Source organism: Paenibacillus terreus (assembly GCF_042138595.1).
Classification (GTDB): Bacteria; Bacillota; Bacilli; order Paenibacillales; family Paenibacillaceae; genus Paenibacillus; species Paenibacillus terreus.
The window spans coordinates 180,938-201,991 of the sequence record NZ_JBHIRX010000004.1 but is presented as its reverse complement, the minus strand read 5'-3'; the positions used below and the strand labels follow the sequence as shown (position 1 = coordinate 201,991).

The 21,054-nt window shown below is 48.8% G+C and carries 19 protein-coding genes and 1 pseudogene; 13 read left to right on the top strand and 7 right to left on the bottom strand.

Going from position 1 to position 21,054, the window contains the following annotated elements; genetic code table 11:
- Positions 1-45: 45 nt before the first annotated feature.
- The 4 genes from ACE5KN_RS10080 (at position 46) to ACE5KN_RS10065 (ending at position 4,187) form a co-directional block, all read left to right on the top strand.
- Positions 46-972, top strand: a complete 927-nt coding sequence (locus ACE5KN_RS10080; RefSeq protein ID WP_375526498.1) for a carbohydrate ABC transporter permease — start codon at positions 46-48, stop codon at positions 970-972.
- 9 nt (positions 973-981) lie between these two features.
- Positions 982-1,824: a carbohydrate ABC transporter permease gene (locus tag ACE5KN_RS10075; RefSeq protein WP_375526497.1), complete on the top strand. Its 843-nt coding sequence runs from the start codon at positions 982-984 to the stop codon at positions 1,822-1,824.
- Between the two features lie 33 nt (positions 1,825-1,857).
- Positions 1,858-2,964: a glycoside hydrolase family 172 protein gene (locus ACE5KN_RS10070; RefSeq protein WP_375526496.1), complete on the top strand. Its 1,107-nt coding sequence runs from the start codon at positions 1,858-1,860 to the stop codon at positions 2,962-2,964.
- Positions 2,965-3,251: 287 nt separating this feature from the next.
- Entirely contained in the window at positions 3,252-4,187 is a 936-nt protein-coding gene (locus ACE5KN_RS10065) for an NAD(P)/FAD-dependent oxidoreductase (RefSeq protein WP_375526495.1), read from the top strand.
- 197 nt (positions 4,188-4,384) lie between these two features.
- Here ACE5KN_RS10065 and ACE5KN_RS10060 read toward each other — a convergent pair whose 3' ends face one another.
- The 4 genes and pseudogenes from ACE5KN_RS10060 to ACE5KN_RS10045 all read right to left on the bottom strand — a co-directional run bounded on the left by ACE5KN_RS10060 (position 4,385) and on the right by ACE5KN_RS10045 (position 8,303).
- Positions 4,385-4,549, bottom strand: a complete 165-nt coding sequence (locus ACE5KN_RS10060; protein WP_375533074.1) for a hypothetical protein — start codon at positions 4,547-4,549, stop codon at positions 4,385-4,387.
- Between the two features lie 412 nt (positions 4,550-4,961).
- Entirely contained in the window at positions 4,962-5,888 is a 927-nt protein-coding gene (locus ACE5KN_RS10055; RefSeq protein WP_375526493.1) for a S66 peptidase family protein, read from the bottom strand.
- A 411-nt stretch (positions 5,889-6,299) separates the two neighbouring features.
- Positions 6,300-7,076: pseudogene (locus ACE5KN_RS10050) on the bottom strand (glycoside hydrolase family 16 protein); the annotation flags it as partial.
- Positions 7,077-7,385: 309 nt separating this feature from the next.
- Complete coding sequence (locus tag ACE5KN_RS10045; protein ID WP_375526492.1) at positions 7,386-8,303, bottom strand: alpha/beta hydrolase; 918 nt, start codon at positions 8,301-8,303, stop codon at positions 7,386-7,388.
- 167 nt (positions 8,304-8,470) lie between these two features.
- On the opposite strand from ACE5KN_RS10045, the gene ACE5KN_RS10040 reads away from it, so the two are divergent.
- Positions 8,471-9,022 (top strand): TetR/AcrR family transcriptional regulator, encoded by a 552-nt coding sequence (locus tag ACE5KN_RS10040; RefSeq protein ID WP_375526491.1) that lies wholly within the window; start codon positions 8,471-8,473, stop codon positions 9,020-9,022.
- A 74-nt stretch (positions 9,023-9,096) separates the two neighbouring features.
- Here ACE5KN_RS10040 and ACE5KN_RS10035 read toward each other — a convergent pair whose 3' ends face one another.
- Entirely contained in the window at positions 9,097-10,005 is a 909-nt protein-coding gene (locus tag ACE5KN_RS10035) for a LysR family transcriptional regulator (RefSeq protein WP_375526490.1), read from the bottom strand.
- 182 nt (positions 10,006-10,187) lie between these two features.
- Here ACE5KN_RS10035 and ACE5KN_RS10030 point away from each other — a divergent pair, with 182 nt between their 5' ends.
- The 4 genes from ACE5KN_RS10030 to ACE5KN_RS10015 are packed head-to-tail and all read left to right on the top strand — an operon-like array spanning position 10,188 to position 14,766.
- Complete coding sequence (locus ACE5KN_RS10030; protein ID WP_375526489.1) at positions 10,188-11,252, top strand: extracellular solute-binding protein; 1,065 nt, start codon at positions 10,188-10,190, stop codon at positions 11,250-11,252.
- 6 nt (positions 11,253-11,258) lie between these two features.
- Positions 11,259-12,941: an ABC transporter permease gene (locus ACE5KN_RS10025; protein WP_375526488.1), complete on the top strand. Its 1,683-nt coding sequence runs from the start codon at positions 11,259-11,261 to the stop codon at positions 12,939-12,941.
- 2 nt (positions 12,942-12,943) lie between these two features.
- Positions 12,944-14,071: an ABC transporter ATP-binding protein gene (locus tag ACE5KN_RS10020; protein ID WP_375526487.1), complete on the top strand. Its 1,128-nt coding sequence runs from the start codon at positions 12,944-12,946 to the stop codon at positions 14,069-14,071.
- 32 nt (positions 14,072-14,103) lie between these two features.
- On the top strand, positions 14,104-14,766 hold the full coding sequence (locus ACE5KN_RS10015; RefSeq protein ID WP_375533073.1) for a metallophosphoesterase: 663 nt from the start codon (positions 14,104-14,106) through the stop codon (positions 14,764-14,766).
- A 199-nt stretch (positions 14,767-14,965) separates the two neighbouring features.
- Here ACE5KN_RS10015 and ACE5KN_RS10010 read toward each other — a convergent pair whose 3' ends face one another.
- Entirely contained in the window at positions 14,966-15,625 is a 660-nt protein-coding gene (locus tag ACE5KN_RS10010; RefSeq protein WP_375533072.1) for a hypothetical protein, read from the bottom strand.
- Positions 15,626-16,028: 403 nt separating this feature from the next.
- Between ACE5KN_RS10010 and ACE5KN_RS10005 the strand changes: the two genes are divergently transcribed.
- Positions 16,029-17,507 carry an Lsa family ABC-F type ribosomal protection protein gene (locus tag ACE5KN_RS10005; RefSeq protein ID WP_375526484.1) on the top strand — a complete coding sequence of 493 codons (1,479 nt, stop codon included), beginning with the start codon at positions 16,029-16,031 and terminating at the stop codon, positions 17,505-17,507.
- An 84-nt stretch (positions 17,508-17,591) separates the two neighbouring features.
- Here the strand turns inward: ACE5KN_RS10005 and ACE5KN_RS10000 are convergent, their stop codons facing one another.
- On the bottom strand, positions 17,592-17,879 hold the full coding sequence (locus ACE5KN_RS10000; protein ID WP_375526483.1) for a hypothetical protein: 288 nt from the start codon (positions 17,877-17,879) through the stop codon (positions 17,592-17,594).
- A gap of 285 nt (positions 17,880-18,164) precedes the next feature.
- On the opposite strand from ACE5KN_RS10000, the gene ACE5KN_RS09995 reads away from it, so the two are divergent.
- Genes ACE5KN_RS09995 through ACE5KN_RS09985 form a run of 3 tightly spaced genes read left to right on the top strand, consistent with a single transcriptional unit; the run spans position 18,165 to position 21,047 of the window.
- A complete protein-coding gene (locus ACE5KN_RS09995) occupies positions 18,165-18,671 on the top strand; it encodes a TRAP transporter small permease (RefSeq protein ID WP_375526582.1) in 507 nt (168 codons plus the stop codon).
- Complete coding sequence (locus ACE5KN_RS09990) at positions 18,668-19,960, top strand: TRAP transporter large permease (RefSeq protein ID WP_375526482.1); 1,293 nt, start codon at positions 18,668-18,670, stop codon at positions 19,958-19,960. Before ACE5KN_RS09995 ends, ACE5KN_RS09990 begins: the two co-directional genes overlap by 4 nt.
- A gap of 52 nt (positions 19,961-20,012) precedes the next feature.
- Positions 20,013-21,047 carry a TRAP transporter substrate-binding protein gene (locus tag ACE5KN_RS09985; RefSeq protein ID WP_375526481.1) on the top strand — a complete coding sequence of 345 codons (1,035 nt, stop codon included), beginning with the start codon at positions 20,013-20,015 and terminating at the stop codon, positions 21,045-21,047.
- The last annotated feature ends 7 nt before the right edge of the window (positions 21,048-21,054 follow it).

The following is a 21,054-nucleotide window of genomic DNA, read 5'->3' as shown; positions in this document are numbered from 1 at the left end:
TGCTGAGTTAAGAAACGGCCAGTTCGTCAAGAAAGGAGAATGGCCTTGAAAACGGCATATACAGCAAAACAAAATCCGGGTTTGAAGACGCCGGCCGCAAGGTCATCCGCCAAATTAAAATTGGCATGGCTGCTCATCATTCCCGTACTGCTGATCCGGGGGTTTACGACCCTGTACCCAAGTCTGGTGACGCTTTATAACAGTTTTTTCGAAATCAATATGTTCAAGGGCGGCCAGCATACTTTCGTCGGGTTGGACAATTTCATCCAGGTCTTCAGGGATGATAAAGTCATCACTTCATTAAAATTTACTGTCACTTTTACTGTGGTGTCCATGGTATTGCATATCATCCTTGGCATTCTGATGGCGTTGATGCTGAACCTGAACTTTAAAGGGAAAAAGTTTCTCCGCACGATCACCCTGATTCCCTGGGCCATGCCCATGATCGTAACGGGGATTGCAGCCAAGTGGGCCTTCAATGATTCGTACGGTCTCGTCAATGATTTAATCCGCAGGGTGTTTCCCGGGTTTCACTTTGATTGGCTCATTCATTCGGCATCCGCACAAGCTGCTGTAATCGCCGTCGATTTGTGGAAGGATGTGCCTTTCTTCGCCATCCTGCTGCTTGCCGGTCTGCAATTTATTCCCGAAGAGCTGTATGAATCAGCCAGGATGGACGGTGCGGGCACGGTGAAGTCGTTTTTCAAAATTACGCTGCCATTGCTTCTGCCGACACTGTTAACGTTATGCATCTTCTTCACCTTGTGGAGAATCGTCAGTTACGACATTGTATATGCCATGACTTCCGGGGGGCCCGGTGATTCCACCAGCTTGCTGGCGTACCGGATCGCTATTGAAGCTTTTACCAATCTGAATATCGGGTATGGCTCGGCGATTGCAGTCTGTTTATTTGTGCTGATGATGGTGTTCAGCAGTCTGAATCTGCTTGCGATCAAGCGCTCTGAACAATAGGAGGCGACCATGAATTCAAAGAGCTTGAAAATAGCCCCCTTTGCTTTAAGGTGGAGCATGACGGCCATCATGGCGGTGATCGTGCTCCTGCCGCTGTACTGGATATTCATTTCGTCCATTACGCCCAAAGGCTCTCTCTTTGCCTCACCGATTCATTATTTGCCCAAGAGCGTCACTTTCAGTAATTACCGCGATCTCTTTGTCCAGATGAACATCGGTGAGATGACGTATAACACAATGATCATTACCCTATTTTCACTGATCGCCTCTGTGGTGTTCGGTATTGCAGCTGCTTACGCTTTTGCAAGGAATGAGCACTCCCGCGGGCTGGGTCTCGCTTATAAACTGCTTCTGTTCTCAACATTAATCCCTGGCATTATCACGGCCAGACCGCTGTATGATTTTATGAAATCTGTTAAATTAATCGACAGTTACACGGGACTTACCATCTTGTACACTAGTGCACTGCTCCCATTTTCGGTTATGATCCTGCACAATTTTCTGAAGCAGATTCCCATCACCATCGAGGAAGCAGCTGAGGTGGATGGGGCGAACTTTATGCAGATTTTATTTCAGATCGTCTTTCCGCTGATGAAGCCGGCCATCGCCACGATCAGCATTATCAATTTTATTACCTGTCTGAATGACTTTTTCACGCCATTATTTTTTTCCTACAATATCAAGGTACTGAGTGTGGGCATTACGCTGATTCCGCGGGCCAGTAACTTCGAAATGCCGTGGGATATGATCAGCGCGATGGGATGGTTTATCATTCTGCCGATCATTCTGTTCGTTTTAATCTTTGAAAAAAACATTATGGATGGCATTATGGCAGGCGGCGTGAAGCAGTAATATTATAAAGTTTGAAAACAAGGAGATGACCCTATGCTAAACAGTCCATTTACGAACAGTCTCGCAAGCCTCCCTTTGATGAATAACGGCAAAAGCCGTTCGATCACGGCGGAAAACCCGCATGGAGATAAAGGTGCTGGCGGAAAGGAGGCCAGCCACCTGGGTCCATCCCGCAAAGGGCGCCCTTGCATTACGCTCAAGGCCGGAGAGACCGCGGTGCTGGCGGAAATGGCTGGTCCGGGCGTGCTGCAGCACTTCTGGATAACTGTGACGAATTCGACACCAGCCGGTTATTTTGTCCTTCGTGATCTCGTTCTGCGAATTTACTGGGATGATGAGGAAGCGCCGTCGGTGGAGTCCCCGCTAGGCGATTTCTTCTGCAGCGGTTTTGCCGCAACCCATGTGGTCAATTCCATGCCAATTGTCGTTAACCCTACGCGCGGTTTTAACTGTTACTTTCCCATGCCGTTTCGGAAGAGCGTGCGGGTGACGATTGAGAATCAGCACCCTGGAGATATTGAAGGCTTTTTCTATCAATTCGATTACACACTGTATGACTCGATCCCCGAGGAAGCGGCGTATTTCCATGCTCAGTGGAGACGTCAGCATATCACCACGCTAGCGGAGGATTATGTCATTCTGGATGGTGTCCAAGGTAAAGGTCATTATGTGGGGACATATATTGCCCTGACAGCCCTGGAGCGATACTGGTGGGGAGAAGGGGAAATGAAGTTTTTCATGGACGGCGATCAGGACTATCCGACAATTTGCGGAACGGGAATGGAGGATTATTTCGGAGGCGCCTGGGGATTCATTACTAAAGAGTCAGGCGGAAGAGCCGTTGAAAATACGTATTCGACGCCATTTCTCGGATATCCGTTCTATTCCAACCACGAAACGGATTATAATGATCAATTCCTGGGAGATTGCCCGCCGATGCGCAGCTTCTACCGCTGGCATATTATGGACCCGATCCGGTTTGAGAGCGATTTGAAGGTGACGATTCAGCAGATTGGCGTCTGCAACCGGGGCTTGTTTGAACGGCAGGATGATCTGGCCACTGTTGCCTATTGGTATCAGACCGAACCGCATACACCCTACGAAAAATTGATGTCTGCGCAAAAGCGTTGGCCGCGCTGACAGCATGATTTTTAGAGGGAGAAAAATGAAAGTCCGCGTGTAATGCGGGCTTCAGCCTGTTGAGAAACCCTCAACAGGCTATTTTTTGTTTTATTATTTATTTAATCACCGCGTTAATATGTATAAATATAGTAGCCTAACAAGGCGGTGTAAAACGACATTTTCCTGACGTTACCCCTTAAAAAAATTCTTGACAGCTTTCGAAAATCAAAGTTATTATGGACTTATAATATCCATTATGTAGTTATACTCATTTCACTAAAAGATCGTTATAAGGAGGAAAGAATATGATGAATCACAAAACTTCAGAAGACTTTGATGATATCTTCGATGTGGCGGTGGTAGGGGCAGGAGCTGCAGGGCTAAGCGCAGCACTGTTTCTCACTCGAGCCCGTCGCCGAACGGTCGTTTATGACGGAGGCCCCGTTCGCAATTCAATGATCCCAAAGATTCATGAATACCTTGGGCATGAAGGAAGTACACCGGTAGAATTCCTGGAACGTGGGCGTTCCGAAGTGGTAAGCTACGGCGGAGAAATTCGCAGTGAGACCGTATTGAAGATCGAAGAAAGGTCCGATGGGCTCTTTGATGTCTGGGGCAGCAAGATGAAGATCATGGCTCGGGCCGTAGTGCTGGCCACAGGGTTGGTCGATGTGCTTCCAATGGTGCCTGGCTTAAAAGAGGGGTTGGGCAAGTACGTTCATCTATGCCCATGCTTCAGCGGATATGAAGTTCGGGACAAACCTCTCGTAGCCTTTGGACTACCGGAGCGCCTTGCCCAGCTTGGAAAGTTCTTGACCGCGTGGTCTTCATCCGTAACAATCGTAAGCCCACACGAGTTCGACTCCGAAACGCTAACAAGGCTTGACGGATTCGGAGTTAAAACCGTTCAAGACGAGGTGACCGCTCTGGTAAGGGAAGGGGACCAACTCGTCTCCATCGCCACAGCGAGCGGCACGGAAGTGCCATGTGAAGCCGTTTTTGTGGCGGCCCCTTTCAAAGCCGCGTCTGAACTAGCTGCCTCTCTCTGTGAAACAGACGAAGCCGGTTTCGCAGTTACCGATGCTTATGGAAGAACAAGTCGATCAGGAGTATGGGCGATCGGGAATGCTGCTGATCACCTTGCTCATCTCGTTCATTCAGCCGCCGCCGGTGCTAATATTGGACCTTGGGTCGTTGACTATTTGCTTGAAACATCCCTGAATCCGAAGAAGAAAGAATAGTCACAGATGACCGAAATTTCTTTTCCGCGCGCCCGGACGCTGACGGTGAATCGGCTTAAAATAAGATGTACAGTCCTGGAACAATCCCCCCAGAAGAGCCAGTACGAAATTGCAGCCACGATGGGTTTATCACCAGGCAGAGTCCGCGTGTAACGCGGGCTTTTTTGCATTTGCACGCCTAGCCAAGCTAGGCACAACTAGCCGGTGCAAGTCCGGTAGACATCGTGGAAGTAATCGGAGAAGAGACATTTGCAGCGAAGATTCAAAAGATGCTCCAGGAAGATTCCTATGGATTCCGACCCAAGCGCAATCAGCACGAGGCCATTCGGCATATCCGTCGTGCGGTGAAGAAGGTCGTCCACTGGGTGGTGGACATCGACATCCGCACTTACTTGGACAACATCTCGCACGAGAAGCTGATGCGGTTGGTGCAACAGCGCATCAGCGACCGCCGAGTACGATATGGGAGAAGAAGTTTGCGGATACAGGAACGTTGGTGCGGTTCTTTAACATACACACATGTACAACTTATACTTATAGATTTACGGAGAAGAAGACGTAGTAGAAAGGTAAAGTACAATAGGAATAACAAAATAGAAGATAATTAAAGCAGCAACAACACCTAGTGCTATCCATAGTGTTTTGTTTTTATTCATGGAAATACCACCTCTGGCGATTACTCGAATCATTGCGTGAATGTTGCTTTAGAACATCCATTATACATAATAATGTAAAATGATTAGAAAAATCTAATATATATATTCAATTATGCTTTCAAACTAAGCTTATGACTGGTTCCACCACCGTAATGGAATTATTGATCGAGTTGAGGTTCACCATGGCTCCGATCGGCAATGCCGCTTTGTACTGTCCATGTCCTGTTGCAAGATTTGTGATCAGCGGTTTGCCGAGAGGCACGATGAATTGGTTGATCAAATCTTCATAGGATGTGCCGTACGCCACCTGACACCCCGTGCATTCCCCTATAATAATGCCGATACAGTCATTGAATTTTCCGGCCAGCTTCAAATCATTCAAGTACCTGTAAACCGTATTGGTCGGTTCATGGGTTTCTTCAAGAACAAGAATCTTCCCCCTGGTATCGATTTCAAAGGGAGTACCCAGAGTATCAACAAAGGATGTCAGATTGCCGCCCACCAGCGGACCCGTAACATTGCCCGGAACTCTGCTGACCAGCGGGATTCCTGGCGGATTCAGCATTGGGCGGGTCAATGAGAATAAGGAGGTCGCGGCAAAAAACTGGTCAAAATTATAAGCAGGCGTTTCGTTCTTGAAGTCTATAAGCAGCAGACTATGAAATGTGATTAAATCCGCAAATTGATACAACACGTTTAACAGCACGGTTATATCGCTGTAGCCTGTAACGATTTTGGGATTATTCCGGATCACGTTATAATCAAGGTAGGGAAGAATGCCGGCCACGCCGGTGCCGCCTCTTGTAGGCAGGATCATTTTCACCTGCGGATTTTGAAACATCATCATTAGATCGGATGCCCGCTGCTCGTCTGTGCCGGCCAGGAATCCGTTTCGTGCATATACATATTGCCCTAAAACGACATTGAACTCCATGGATCTCAAAGTTTCAATCCGTGCATTAATGACACTTGCATCCAATGGGCTGCCCAAGGTTACAACCCCAATGGTGTCGCCTCTCTGCAATATTGGCGGACGTATCGCCATAGCCTGAATCTCCCTCCCCTGCAATTAGAAGAAGTTATCGTGTATTAGAGGTAATTCAAAAAGTCATCTTTTGATCACGAAGGAAGTCAGGAAGCGGACTCGACATCGAATCTTGAATTCAGCCGGGCCTTAGCAGATGCTTCCGAAGCATGTTTCCTGCGGAAACATTTCAGGTGCTCACGTACCCCAAGTACGCTCCGCTCCTCAGTCCCTAGTTTCATCCAACCTTCTCGGTGCTGAAAACCTGACTTTTTGAACACGAACTATTAGATTATATTTGGAAAGTTGGCTTTACAGTACAGAAACGGAGCTGACGAAAGCGGGAAAGAGAAGAAGGGCCGCCCCGAAGCCAGCAATATGACTTTGGGACAACCCCTCGGTTTTATGGACGATCCTTCACCGTCAGCTTGCTTTATAGACGCGCACGTAGTCGACCAGCATTTGCGACGGGAACGGCGTTGAGTTATTAGGAGAACCAGGCCAGTTTCCGCCAACTGCCATATTCAGGAGAATAAAGAACGGACGCTGGAATTCCTCGGTGTTGCCTGTTGCGTTTTCAATATAAAATTCATTGAACTGCTGTCCATCAACAAACCAGCGGATATACTTGGAGTCCCACTCGATGCTGTATACATGGTATTGGGAAAAATCGAGATTTCTCGACTCCCGCCCGTATTGAGCATAGCCTCCTGCATCCCAATGCACAGTGCCGTTTACATAAGGATTATTATTTACCCGTTCCATAATGTCGATTTCTCCGCAGTACGGCCAACCGACGGAGTTGATGTTGCTGCCCAGCATCCAGAATGCCGGCCATAACCCTTGGCCTGACGGCAGCTTGATCCGCGCTTCCACTTTTCCGTAAGTAAAGGTTTGCAGGTTTTGCGTCTTGATCCGGGCCGAGGTGTAATTCATTCCGCCGTAAGCTTCTTTTTGGGCCGTAATGACCAGGTTGCCGTCGGCAACCTTCAAATTCTGCGGACGGTCGGTATAATACTGCAGCTCATTGTTTCCCCAGCCGCCGCTTCCGGTACCGATTTCAGGGGTCCAATAGGACCGATTTAATGAATTACCATTAAATTCATCGCTCCAAATCAGAGTCCAATTCGCTGCGCTTGCTTGTTTTGCGGGAAACAGAGTGATCAGGAGACTGAGCAGCACAACCGCACATATTCCTTTTCTTAACATTTTGTTCCCTCCTCAAAAAATATGAAAGCCTGGATCTTGGACACTTCCGGAACATCAGCCGATATCAAGCGGTTTGGACTATCTGGCAGGGGATCACCTCGCTTTATAGTTTATCTTTTTGGACAGCACATGAAGTAGGAAGGCTGATAGGTTTTTATAATGAAGCGCTTACAACCCAAGTATAGTGGAAATTTAATCCATGTACAACCAGTTTTTTGTAAATGATAGATTTTCCGAATTTTCGAAAATGAAAGAAATCAGAAGGGAATTACTGAGAGGATGTCTTTGAGACACCCTCCGTGCGTTATCCTAAAGATTTTCGCTATAGAAAGCACCTAATTTTTCAACAGCTTTACGAACTGGCTCCGGCTTGTCGTACAGGTCATAGTGGCTTGCCCCTTCAATAACAAATAAATCTTTTTTCTGAGAGGCAGCCCGGTTATAAAGCTCATGACCATCCTTATATGAACCAAACGCCCCTTGTACGCCGCCGACAATAATTTGCAAAGGCTGAGTCAGCAGACTGTCTGCTAAATGGAAAGCATCAAAGCCGATGATCGAGCCTATGCTGGTGAATTTCAGTTTGTTTGGGGAGTTGGGACTCTGACCTCTTGGCGTCCGGTAATAATCAACCGCTTCTACCATATCTATATCCGTCATATCAGCTTCTTCTCTTTCAGCATGACTATTAGGAATCCATTGTGTAACCATAGGTTCGGCTCCACGCGCTTCAGCCGTGCGTTGTTTAGCAACCTCCTCTAAAACTTTGACAGGATCGCCTTCACGATATCCACGGCCGATATTCGCACCAACGACAGTGCCGACTGCTTTGATGCGGCGCTCAGTCATTGCAGCATTTACCGCATATCCGCCTCCTGCACAAACACCTAACACCCCAATCCGATTTTCATCGACATCATCCAGTGTAGTCAGGTAATCAACAGCAGACCTAATATCCTCAACGCGTGCAGCCGGATATTCCGCGTAACGGGGCTCGCCTTCGCTTTCTCCTTGATAAGACGCATCGAACACCATTGTTACATATCCCAGCTCTGCAAGTTTCTCCGCATAAATGCCCGCCGTCTGATCTTTGCAGCTGCTGCCCGGATGAACGCATACAATTGCTGGATTTTGTTTCTTTTCTTCAGCTTGCTCAGGCACATTTAGAATCGCTGCCACTTGCAGACCATGTGCACGAAATTTTACATTCTTTTTCGTAACTGTCACAGTTAAAACCACCTTTATTCATGTTTTAATGCACTTGTGAGTAATAATTTTCTTGTGTATATTTAAATTAATAAAAAGATACAGCTAATTCAATAACCACATCACGCAATATGCGTGTTAATACTCATATTCTTTTCTTTGTGTACAAAATAGAGGAGGACTTCTGAGTGGATAAAACAGATCGAAGAGTTTTAAAGTCCCGGCAGGCTATTCAAACGACTTTTTTGCAAATGTTAGCTGAAGATGGGTTTGACGAGATTACGGTTAGAAATATTACGGAAAAAGCCAACATTGGCCGAAAAACATTCTATCTGCATTACATGGATAAGTATGATCTGTTAGATAGGATTGTGGATGACCATATAGCACAATTACGAGAAATATGTGAGCAAAAAAAAGACTTGGGGATGATAGAAGGGGCGATATTATGGTTCACTTATTTTGAACAGCATAAATCTTTTTTTGCCGCGTTGTTTAAAAGTAAAGGCGCTTCATCATTTCGCGAGAAGCTGCTGTCCTTTACTATGGGCGAAATCAATAAAAAGATTAATGAGGATTCGCATCCGATTATCGATAAGCATATCTTTTTGAAGTTTTTAGGAACGGCAACCATGGGAGTATTGGAATCTTACGTACTGGGGGAAATAGATAGTGATATTGAAGCTGTAGCAACGCAAGTTGTGCAGTTATATAAAAGAACATATTTAGATCGCCTTTGAAGGCCTGTTCCCGCAAATATTTTACGCCAAACAGGCTTCGGTCGGCTTTCGTGCAATCCGCCCTTCGTTGATATTTACGGATTCAAATTAACCTCCGCTGCAGCCTGCATATAATCGATAAACATTTTAGTATGCTGAGAATAAATGGGCTCGTCCCGGTACACCAGACAGATATACCTGCGGTTGCTATACCCGCCTCCCGGGAGGGACCGTTTCACAAGCTCCCCGGCTGTTGTCTCCCTAAGCACACTGCGCAGAGGCAGCACACCTATCCCCATACTGTATTTCAAAGACTCTTTTATTGTCTCAATAGCCCCCAGTTCCATAGTGGATCTGAACTCCAATCCAATAGTGGACGCCCATTCTTCCGCCAGCCGTCTTGAGGTTGTCCCGCTTTCATGCAGCAAAAAGGTTTCCTCCTGCAGATCATCTGCTGTCAGATGCTCCATATTGGCCAGGGGATGCTGAGGGCTCATGACCAGCTGCAGCTCATCTTCGAGCAGCGGAATCACACATAGCCCTTTTTCTTCATCTTGGGGCAAAGAGACGATCGCCACGTCGATTTCATAATTTCGCAGCAAGTGCAGCATGCTCTCTGCCTTTTTTACATTCAGCAGCAGTTGAACAGATGGATATCTGTGCCGGAATTCGGCCAGATAAGGCGGCAAATAGTAGGTGGCAGGTGTATAGCTCGCTCCAAGCTTCAGCTTGATGCCCGTTTGGGCTGCATGCATGCTCATCCGCTCGGCAGCCTCATCCATCAGGGACAGAATATGGCGTGCATAGGGAAGCAGTTCTTCAGCCGCCTTGGTTGGCCGCAGGTTTCTGGAATGCTTGCGGAAAAGCTCGACGCCCAGCTCCTCCTCCAATTTTCGCAGATGAAAACTGACCGTAGGCTGCTTCAGCCCCAAATGCTCCGCCCCGCCTTGCAGCGTTCCTCTTTTCATCACTTCCACAAACACTTTAAGCTGTTGCACATTCATGGACAACCCTCGCTTTCTGTTTGAAATATAGATGATTTCTTGGTTACTAACAATATATATAGATAAATTTAATAAAAAAGGGCATTTACTTTAACTTCGTGGTGACATTGTTTCGTTAAAGTTTGAAATAGCGCATCAGCGTTTTAGTTCATAGCCAAGTTCAAATGAGGGGGAAAAATATCGTGGGTAACAAATGGATGAAAAAAGCAGGCATCGCCTTCAGCGCGCTGGCCTTAATGACGGTCACGGCGTGCGGAGGACAATCACAGACTGCGGCGGGTGAGGAGCAGGGGAAAGCTGACACACCGCCCGCGCAGGCTCAAGAGCTTACGGTTTATCTGAATGATTTTGATGCCGTAATCGGCAAAATGTTTGAGGAAAAAACAGGCATTAAACTTAATATCGTCTCCGGCAACGGAGCGGAAATCATGTCCAGGATTGAAGCGGAAAAATCCAATCCGCAATGGGATGTGGTCTGGATCGATGCCATGCCTTCGATTTATGGTCTTGACGCCAACGGACAGCTGCTGCAGGGCTGGACTCCCGATAACGCCGCAGGCCTGAAGGAAGCGTACAAATCCGTGATCCCGCAAGATGGCGCATATTACCCGACAGGCGCACACGCTGCCGGAATTATTGTATATAACAAGGATAAAGTTTCTGAAGAGCAAGCTCCCAAGACATGGGATGATCTGAAAAAAGACGCATATAAAGGGCGTGTCGGTATGGCTGACCCGGCTGTAGCAGCACCGGCTTACCCGTTCGTGTCCTGGTTTTTCAATCAACAGGGCATGGAAGGCGGACAAGCCTATTTCGACAGCCTCATGAAGCAAGGTTTGCATGTGTATCCGAAAAATCCGCAGGTCGTTCAGGCCATGACTTCAGGGGAGATTGACGTAGCTGCACTGCAGGAATCAAATGCGTACGGCATGCTGGCAGATGGAGAACCGGTGAAGCTGGTATGGCCAGAGGAAGGGGCGCCTGCTTCGGTAAGGGTGGCTGCCATTCAGAAGGATTCCGATCAGATCGAAGCAGCCAAGGAATTCGTGAACTTCCTTCTTGATCCGAAGGTTCAGCAGCAGCTGGTGGATGAAGGGGACGAAAGCTTTTTCGAGCCTTCCGCAGAGGGTGCCAAACCAAAGCCGGACCGTGACCCGAATGCCAAGCTGAATATTGCCGATGCTGCCTGGGCAAGCGAACATGAAGCTGAAATCAAGCAATGGTTTGCCGACCAGTCTGTCCAGTAATCGACAATGAAAGGTTTAAGTGTGAATCGGCTGGGCTGGGCAGTCAGCCTGTTGTTAGCCATTTTGGTTCTGTTTCCCTTGGGAGCGGTTATCATCCAGGTGCTGCTCCCTGGTATCTTTTTTGGTGATCTGAATTTAGGGGATATCTCTTTGCTGGGGGATGTGTTTACCCGACCGCTATGGAGGAAATCGCTGGAGAATTCGCTCCTGCTCGGGATCGGGACTGCGTGTTTCGGCACGCTGCTCGGTACCGTGCTGGCGATGGCGCGTACCCGTTGGCGGTTTCCGGGCGCGGGGCTGCTGGATGCCGCTGCCTGGATACTGCTCATCATGCCATCCTTTATTCTTGCCCAGGGATGGATCATGTTTTCTGCAGGCAACGGACTTGCTGTTTCCGTGCTCGGGTGGGAGTGGGTGACGAGAGCTGTTTTTTCACCGACAGGACTGATCACAGTAATGACCTTAAGCAAATTCCCGCTCGCTTATCTCACGGTACGTGCGGCGATGGAATGGAAAATGGAGATGCTGTCTGATGCCGCAAGGTTATGCGGGGCTTCTCCTTTCCGGGTATGGAGAACGATCCAGGCGCCATTGCTGCTGCCCTCCATTTGCTCGGGAGCTGCGCTTGTTTTTATGGACACTATCGGTGATTTCGGCCTTCCGTCGGCGATCGCTGTCGTCTATAAGTTTCCGACACTGCCTTATTCCATTTACTCCGCCATTTACACGTCACCGATCCGTTTTGACATGGCGGGTGTGCTTTCCCTGTATCTGGTTGTGATCATTGCGGCGGCGATGGCTCTGCAGTTTTATGTGCTGCGCAGGGCTCGATACGATATTTTATCCGGCCGTGCAGTGCCGTCCGTACCGAAAACGGCCGGTCATTACGGGTGGCTGCTTGCGGGCGGGAATCTGCTTTTTGTTCTGATCGTACTCGGGATTCCTATCGGATCAAGCTTTGTCATGTCACTGCTGCGTGTTCAGACAGACGGGTTGTCCGGGGGAAATCTTACGCTCGATAACTATCTGGAATTGTTCAAGCAGGGTGCAGCCTTGTTCCCCGGACTTGGCAGGTCGCTCTTGATTGCAGGAGCTGCAGCCCTATTCGGTCTGCTCATTGGACTTGCGGCAAGCTTTGTGCTCGCTTATTCCAGATTCCGGTTTAAACGGCTTATTGAAACGGCGTCACTGATTACCTTCGCCGTTCCGGGTGTTGTGCTCGGGATCGGCTACATATTCGTCTGGAACCAAAAGTGGCTGGAGCCGCTTGGACTCCGGTTATATGGCCAACCAGCGATTCTGGTGCTGGCAGCGATCGCGGGGGCCATCCCCATCATTACAAGAGTGATGAGCGGGGCAATGGCCAAAGTGCCGCAAAGTCTGCTCGATGCGGCGCAAATGCAGGGAGCCTCGCTCTTAAGCCGGGTGAGGATGATCCTGATTCCGCTCGTGCATGGAGCGTTGGTATCCGCTGGTCTTGCCGCCTTTGGCTCCAGTGTGTTCGACCTGGCGGTGAACTCGATCCTGTTCCCGCCCAATTTTCAAACACTGCCTGTCGCCATTGACGATGCCTTTGAGGACATGCGTTTTGGCTATGCAGCCGCAGCGACCATCACCGGCGGGGGCATCATCGTATGTATCATGATCATAATCGAACGTATTTTTTATAGAAAAGGGGCGAAGAAATAAATATGAAAACATCAGCTGCCCAAACCGCGAGTCCACTGCTTGAGATCAGCAATATTGTTAAAAGATACGGGGAGGTCAAGGCTCTAAACGGAGTCAGTCTTGATCTGAAGGAGGGAGAGATCATCAGCGTGCTCGGCCCTTCGGGCTGCGGCAAATCGACACTGCTGCAGCTGGTGGCAGGGCTTTCCCAGCCGGATGAAGGCGAGATTCGTCTGCTCGGGCAGAAGATTGCTTCATCCACCAAAATGGTTCCCCCGGAGAAGCGCGGTGTGAATATGGTTTTCCAGGATTATGCGCTGTGGCCGCATATGAATGTGTATGACAATGTTGCCTACGGGTTAAAGCAAAAGCCATTAGGTGGCGACGCCATCAGGAAAAAGGTACAGGAAGCGCTTGAGATGCTTCATCTCGAAGGTTTTGAACACCGCTTGCCTCCCCAGCTGTCGGGTGGACAGCAGCAGCGTGTCGCCATTGCCCGCGCGCTGGTGACCGAACCGCGCTTGATGCTTCTGGATGAGCCGCTGTCCAATCTGGACATGAGACTGCGTATTGAAATGCGATCGGAAATGGCCGTTCTGTTCCGGCGCCTGAAAATGAGCGTTTTTCACGTGACACATGATCCGGAGGAAGCGTTCGCCATGGCAGACCGTCTGCTCATTATGCGCAGCGGCGCAATCGATCAGTTCGCGTCACCAATCGAATGTTATAACCGTCCGGCCAGCAGGCAGGCCGCTTCGCTGTTGGGGGCGATCAATCATCTGTCCGGTGAATTCATAACAGCTCCGCAAGGCCTGGCGCTCAGGACGCCAGCCGGGATACTGCATGGAGTTCATTGTGAACCCGGAAATGCTCCCCGGGAAGGAATGGCAGGCGAGGTCCGCTTTCGTCCTGAAGCACTGACTGTACACACAGCTAATGAGTCGCAAATGGCAAATTCGCATGACTTGCACAACTACAGTTTGCTTGAAGCACGGGTCATTCACTGTACGTTTGAAGGCAGCAATTGGCGCTCCCTGCTGGAATGCGGGGAAGGGAGCCGGCTGTATATGCTTAGCGGAGGGGCGCTGCAGCCGGGAGATTTGGTCAGCTTGAAATTGTCTCGTGAAGCTGCGCTTCTATATTCAACTTGATCGTAGATTAAAGCAGAAAGGCCGTAGATAATTTGTTGAATCCAACGGAAAACGCGGGCCGCCTTTTGGTCATTTCAGATATCCACGGGCATAAGCACGGATTGTCTTTACTGCTGTCCGAAGCTGCTTATAACCCCCGTCAAGACCGCCTTATTCTGGGCGGAGATTACATTAATGACACACCTGACACCTGGGACACGCTTGAGACCATACAGGCGCTGGTGCAGAGCGGTGCGCAGGCCATCCTTGGCAATAAGGAAACCAAGCTGATGAAGCAGCCCAAAGAGAAGACGAAAACTGTCCGTACCCTGATTGACTGGCTGAATACTCTTCCGGCTTACATAGAGGAGGATGGCTTTCTCTTTGTGCATGCCGGCTTCCGGCCAGGGGTGCCGCTTGAAGAACAGTCGCTTAAAGATATGACCGAGATCCGTGAGGAGTTCTGGGGAGAAAGTGATTCAGTCGCTGACCAGTCGGGAACGGTCATCTTCGGTCATACACCGACGTTCCGGATGGGGGCAAGTCCCGGGGAGCTATGGCGGGCAAACCGGAAAATCGGCATCGATACCGGCGCCAAGCATGGCTGTCGGCTGACTTTGCTTGATGTGCATGCCCAAATTACTTATTCCTGCTCAACCGCCGCGGATCGCATGTACGAGGATTTGCGCATACAAAATTTGAGCATCCTGTTGTGAAAAAAATTCTTTCTTAATAACTCAACTTTCGCAGAGCTGAATCCACTTAAACCTGTGTGGCTACTGGGTTCTGAGGAATTCGAATCCACTTCTTGCAAGTTTGTTTGCAAGTTTGCCGATTTCATGCTGCGAAAGTTGAGTTAAGAAAGCCAGCCACATTTCAGTCGCGGAATGCAGACCGAATGTGGCTGGCTTTCTCTCAATAAGGATGATTCAAGCGGTCCAGCAATGCCGTGACAATCAGTTCTTCCTCGGCCTCAAGCTTCCCGGAATCCAGCCGGGTTTGAAGTGATCTCTTTTCCTGGTCAATGTCTTTGTATGTCAGATAATAAGCAATAGGCCCTATGATCTGCTGCTGCTTGGCCTGGTCATTCATCTGGGCAATCGTCCTGACAACGTCTTCTTTGTTTTTGTAGTACAGCTCACCAACTAAAGCGGAGTACGATTCAGTTGAAGCTCCATCAAGGCCTTCGGTTGCCTGGAAGAGCAGCGGATATTGCTCCGGAGTGATATAGTTCTTGTTTTTACCCAAGTACTCTATAATTTCAAGAGACTTGCCAGATTCGGAAGCTTCATTCAGCTTATGCCAGTCCAACCCGCCCAGCAGATCAACAAGGGCCGGAACCTTCTCCTCGTCCTGAAGATTTCCATTGTAAATTTGCAGAAGCGTCTTCTCGGGTTCTGGGCTTGAATCAGCACCGGTGTCAGTCGCAGCAGCAGAGTCGGACTCCGGCGTAGGTGCAGATGAATGAGCTGGATCTGCATCAGAGGTGCTAATAGAAATAGATGGCTGCTGCGAGGCATCCTTGGATGCAGAATTTTGGCTGCATCCCTGCAGAGGCAGACTGCAAAGAGCCATTAGCAAAACTGCAGTAGATAAGTTGATTATTCTCATGTTCTTCATCATAAACGAAATCGGCTGAGAAAATGTTACAAAAAGGAAAAAAGATGCGATCATTTGTTTAAATTAGATGTGCATATTTCCCGGGGTTGAACGCTACCTAAAGTATGTGTTAAGATATTACCAACTTAAACGACAGGAGCTGAAACGGATGGATATTTCTTGCTAAGGATATAAAACAATAATGCGAACAGGTTCGCATGTTTTATTCTTTATGCAAGAAAGTTACTTCATCCTTTCATCTCTGCGGTATATCTTATCTGACGCCATACGTGGGTCGGTAGGGCTTGCTGTATATTGGGGCTGCAGGAAAGTAGTAACTTTCTTGCAGCCCTTATTTTTTTGCAGGAGGTTACCACTCATGTCATTAATCAATGTAAGCAATCTGACGTTCGCCTATGACGGAAGCTATGACAATATTTTCGAGAACGTCAGCTTTCAAATCGATACCTCATGGAAGCTGGGCTTTACGGGCAGAAACGGGCGGGGGAAAACGACCTTTCTGAACCTATTGCTCGGCAAATACGAATACAGCGGCCATATTTCCGCAGATGTCAGCTTTGAATATTTCCCTTTCCAGGTGCAAAATACGGAAAATCAAACCCTCGACATCGTGGAGGAAATTTATCCGGACTACGTGCTTTGGGAGTTGATGCGCGAGCTTTCGCTGCTGAAAGTATCCGATGACGTGTTATACCGGCCGTTCAATTCCCTGTCGAATGGTGAGCAAACGAAGGTGATGCTGGCGGCTTTATTCCTCAAGGAAAACAGCTTTCTGTTAATCGACGAGCCGACCAACCATCTCGACATGGAGGCAAGAAGGCTCGTCAGCGATTATTTGAACGGCAAAAGCGGATTTATCCTGGTATCCCATGACCGGGCTTTCCTGGATCACTGCGTAGATCATATTCTGTCCATTAACAGGACCAACATTGAAATCCAAAAAGGCAGCTTCTCCGACTGGTGGGAGAATAAACAGCGCCAGGACAACTTCGAGCTTGGGGAAAACGATAGGCTCCGCAAGGACATCAAGCGCTTGACAGAGGCTGCCAAACGGACGGAGGGCTGGTCTCATCAGGTTGAGAAAACCAAGAACGGGACAAGAAACTCCGGCTCCAAGGTGGATAAAGGTTATGTGGGCCATAAGGCTGCGAAAATGATGAAACGCTCCAAATCCATGGAACAAAGGCAGCAGTCTGCAATTGAGGATAAGTCCAAGCTTTTGAAAAATATCGAGACCTCGGAAAGCTTGAAAATTTCGCAGCTGAGCTACCATAAACCTCAGCTCGCCGAGCTTGAGCAAGTCTCGATTTATTATGGGGAGAGAGAGGTTTGCCGGGACGTCAGCTTTACGATCGAGCGGGGGGACCGGATCGCATTATCCGGCAAAAACGGCTCAGGCAAATCCAGCATCATCAAACTGATTTGCGGCGAGGATATCAGCTATACGGGCACATTCCGCAGGGGAAGCCAGCTGCAAATTTCCTATGTGTCGCAGGATACCTCGCATTTGCAGGGCAATTTATCGGATTATGCGCGGGACCACGGCATTGATGAAAGCCTGTTTAAAGCGATTTTGCGCAAGCTGGATTTTTCACGGTTGCAATTCGAGAAGGACATGGCGGATTTCAGCGGCGGGCAAAAGAAAAAGGTGCTTATCGCCAAAAGCCTTTGCGAGCAGGCGCATTTGCTCATATGGGACGAACCGCTGAATTTTATCGATGTCATTTCCCGTATGCAGATCGAGGAGCTGTTGCTGGATTATGAGCCGACCATCTTGTTTGTGGAGCATGATCGGGAGTTCTGCGGCAATATTGCCACTAAGGTAGTAGAACTGTAATAAAATCAAATACCGACGGAATGTATCAGACAGCCTTGGAGGGGTTTTCCGCGTCCAGGGCTGTTTTGGCTGCCTGCAACTCCGTTAAAGCACAAGATCATTCCACCTTAAGCTTTGCAGCAAACGGGATTTTAACAATTCGGCAAGAAAATCGTTGTAGTAATCATTTCGTACAATGACTTTGTATTCCCGCCCCTCATAGGGGTAAAATAATACATCTGTATAGATCTGGTTCATATTAAAAAAGTCCATGACCAGTCTAAACTGCTCCAAATAACGATCATCCAGTATTTTGATACTAAAAACCACATCCGAGCCTTCGCTCGTTTCCTTGATGCTAATAATATTGGAATTGTAGGTATATTTCAGCATATATTTACCTCCATCGAATGAGTTGTACAGTTACGAGACCATTTAATTTGATCGTTTTTTCTTTTATAACATAACCAACTGCTGGTAAATTAAGCATCGCAGCTAATCAAATACAAAGCGCCAACTGCAGGCTCCATCCGGTAATGAACCGGGCGGGGCCTCACTTGCGAAAAACAAAAATATTACAAGAAAATCACAATCCATTCCCCTGTTCAGCATTTTTGCAATCGCTTACAATTGGCGAAGGCCGTTAACCATGTGAAGGAGGGATGGACATTGAAGCGAATGATGCAAGGCTTGAAATCAACTGCCTTAGGCATAGATCGGGCCATTGAGACGTTTGCGGTAAGCGCCGTCGCGCTCATGACGCTGATCGTAACCGTACAGGTCATCACACGCAAGCTGTTCGGATTTGTATTTTTCTGGTCCGAGGAGCTGACACTGCTGCTGCTGATCTGGTTTTCGTTTCTGGGCATCGCGATCGGCTTCCGGGAAAAGCTCCATTTGGCGATGGATGTGATATCAAGCAAGTTATCCCGCGGGGCTAATCGGGTGCTGGATATTGTAATCGGCCTCTCTACGTTTGCCTTCGGCCTGTATTTAATCAAATACGGCTGGGATTTCACAAAATTGATGCATCCCAACCGCATGTCCGCGACGGAATGGCCCAGCAGCGTCATGTATGTCGTGATGCCGATCACGGGAGTGCTTGTGTGTATCTACTCGCTGCTGCAGCTGCTCGGCATCGATATCGTTCGGCACAAGGAGCTTGACGAGGAGTTGATGGAATGATAACAACCGCCATTATTGTGCTGACGGTCAGTTTTGTCGTGCTGATTCTGTTCCGGTTTCCCATTGCCTTGGTGCTGGCTTTATCCTCCCTGCTGACAGCCATGACGCTGAACATTCCGCTTGCGGTGATCGGCCAGCGCATGATTCAGGGCATGAACTCTTTTTCGCTGCTCGCGATTCCGTTTTTTATTCTGGCAGGTCAAATTATGAGTGAAGGCGGACTTGCGCTTCGTCTCATCAATCTGGCGCAGCTTACGGTAGGGGCGATTCGCGGAGGACTTGCCATGGTGAACTGTGTTGCCTGCATGCTCTTCGGCAACATCAGCGGATCGGCCGCTGCGGATGTATCCTCCGTCGGATCGGTCATGATCCCGATGATGAAGAAGAAAAATTACGATGCCGACTATTCGGTCGCCGTCACCTCGGCTGCGGCCATTCAAGGGGTCGTTATGCCGCCCAGCCATAACATGATTTTGTACGCGCTCGCAGCGGGCGGTGTCTCCATTTCCAGCCTCTTTATGGCCGGCATTGTGCCTTGTCTTGTTCTGCTTGCTGCACTGATGACAACTTCCTATTTCATCGCCCGCAAAAGAGGTTACGCCAAGGGCGAGCCTGTCCGCTTGAAAGAGGTTCCGAAGATCCTGAGGGACGGATTCCTGTCGATGATGACCGGGGTCATCATTCTGGGAGGCATCTTCACCGGCTGGTTCACCGCTACGGAAGCGGGAGCGATCGCTTGTGTGTATGCTTTTATATTGACATTTTTCATATACCGTGATATTCCGCTTTCCCGGATCAAAATCATTTTCCTGCGCACCTTCCGTACGGTAGCCATGGTGCTGTTTCTCATTTCCGCCTCCAATGCCTTTGCCTGGGTTCTGACCTACCTCAAAATTCCGACCATGCTGACCGACCTGCTGCTGGGCATTTCGGACGAACCGTTCATTATTTTGCTGATCATCAACATCCTGCTGCTTATCCTTGGCGCACCGCTGGATATGGCCCCGCTGATTCTGATTATGACACCCATTCTGTTCCCGGTCGTGACGGCGCTTGGCATGGACCCGGTTCATTTCGGAATCGTTCTGATCCTGAATTTGGGCATCGGTCTGATTACCCCGCCTGTCGGTACGGTATTATTCGTAGGCTGTGCGATAGGCAAGGTTACGATTGAAGAGGGAACAAAAGCGCTGATTCCGTTTTTCTTCGTGATGGTGGCTGTTCTGATGCTCATTACGTATGTACCGTCCATATCCATGTGGCTGCCGAATTTGGTGAACGGCTCTTAGTCCTGTAAAGGTAAGATGTGTGCACGAAATATAATGAGAGGAAGGTCCTTATATGATGAAAAGACAAAAACGAACAGGCCTGCTGTTCGTCCTGCTTGCCGCCGCTGTATCATTTGCCGGTTGCTCTGCTGGAGGAGCCGAGAACGAGAATGCAGGGGCTGGGGAGCAGGGAGGCGGCCCAACATACAATTTCCGGCTGGCCGAGACTCATCCGGCCGATTATCCGACAACGAAAGGCGACATGAAATTCGCGGAGCTCGTGAAGGAAAAGTCAGACGGACGCATCACGATTGATGTATTTCCGTCCGCCCAGCTAGGGGAAGAAAAATCGGCCATTGAACAGGTGCAGCTTGGCGCTATCGAGTTCACCAGAGTCAGCACCGGACCGATGGCTGAATTCAATAAGGATTTCGGAGTATTCAGCCTGCCGTACATTTTCAATGATGACAATCATGTATGGAAATTCCTGCAGAGCGATGCGGGAGCAAAGCTGCTGGACAGTCTTGAATCCTCAGGCTTAAAAGGCCTTACGTATTACAGCTCAGGTTCCCGCAATTTCTATTCGACAAAACCGCTGACGAAGCTTGAGGATTTGCAAGGAATGAAAATCAGGGTGATCGAAAACAAGCTGAATATCGAAATCATGGAAGCGCTTGGTGCAAATGCAACACCGATGGCCTACGGGGAAGTATACAGCGCGCTGCAGACCGGCATTATTGATGCGGCAGAGAACAACTATCCGAGCTATTATTCAAGCAAGCATTTTGAGATCGCCAAAAATTATATTCTGGACGCCCACCAAAGGGTGCCGGAAGTACTGCTGGTTTCCAAGCAGGTATGGGATACGCTGTCCCCGGAGGACCAGTCCATCTTGAAGGAAGCGGCTGTCGAATCAACGGCTTTCCAAAGGGAAGAATGGGCCAAATATGAGAAAGAGTCGGAAGAGCAGGTTCGGGCGGGCGGAGCCGTCATTACGGAAATCAGTGATGCGGATGCCTGGAAAAATGCCGTGAAACCTGTCATCGAAAAATACCGCAGCGAGTATGGCGAAATACTGGATGCCATCGAACAGGCCAAAGCCGAATAAATAGAGG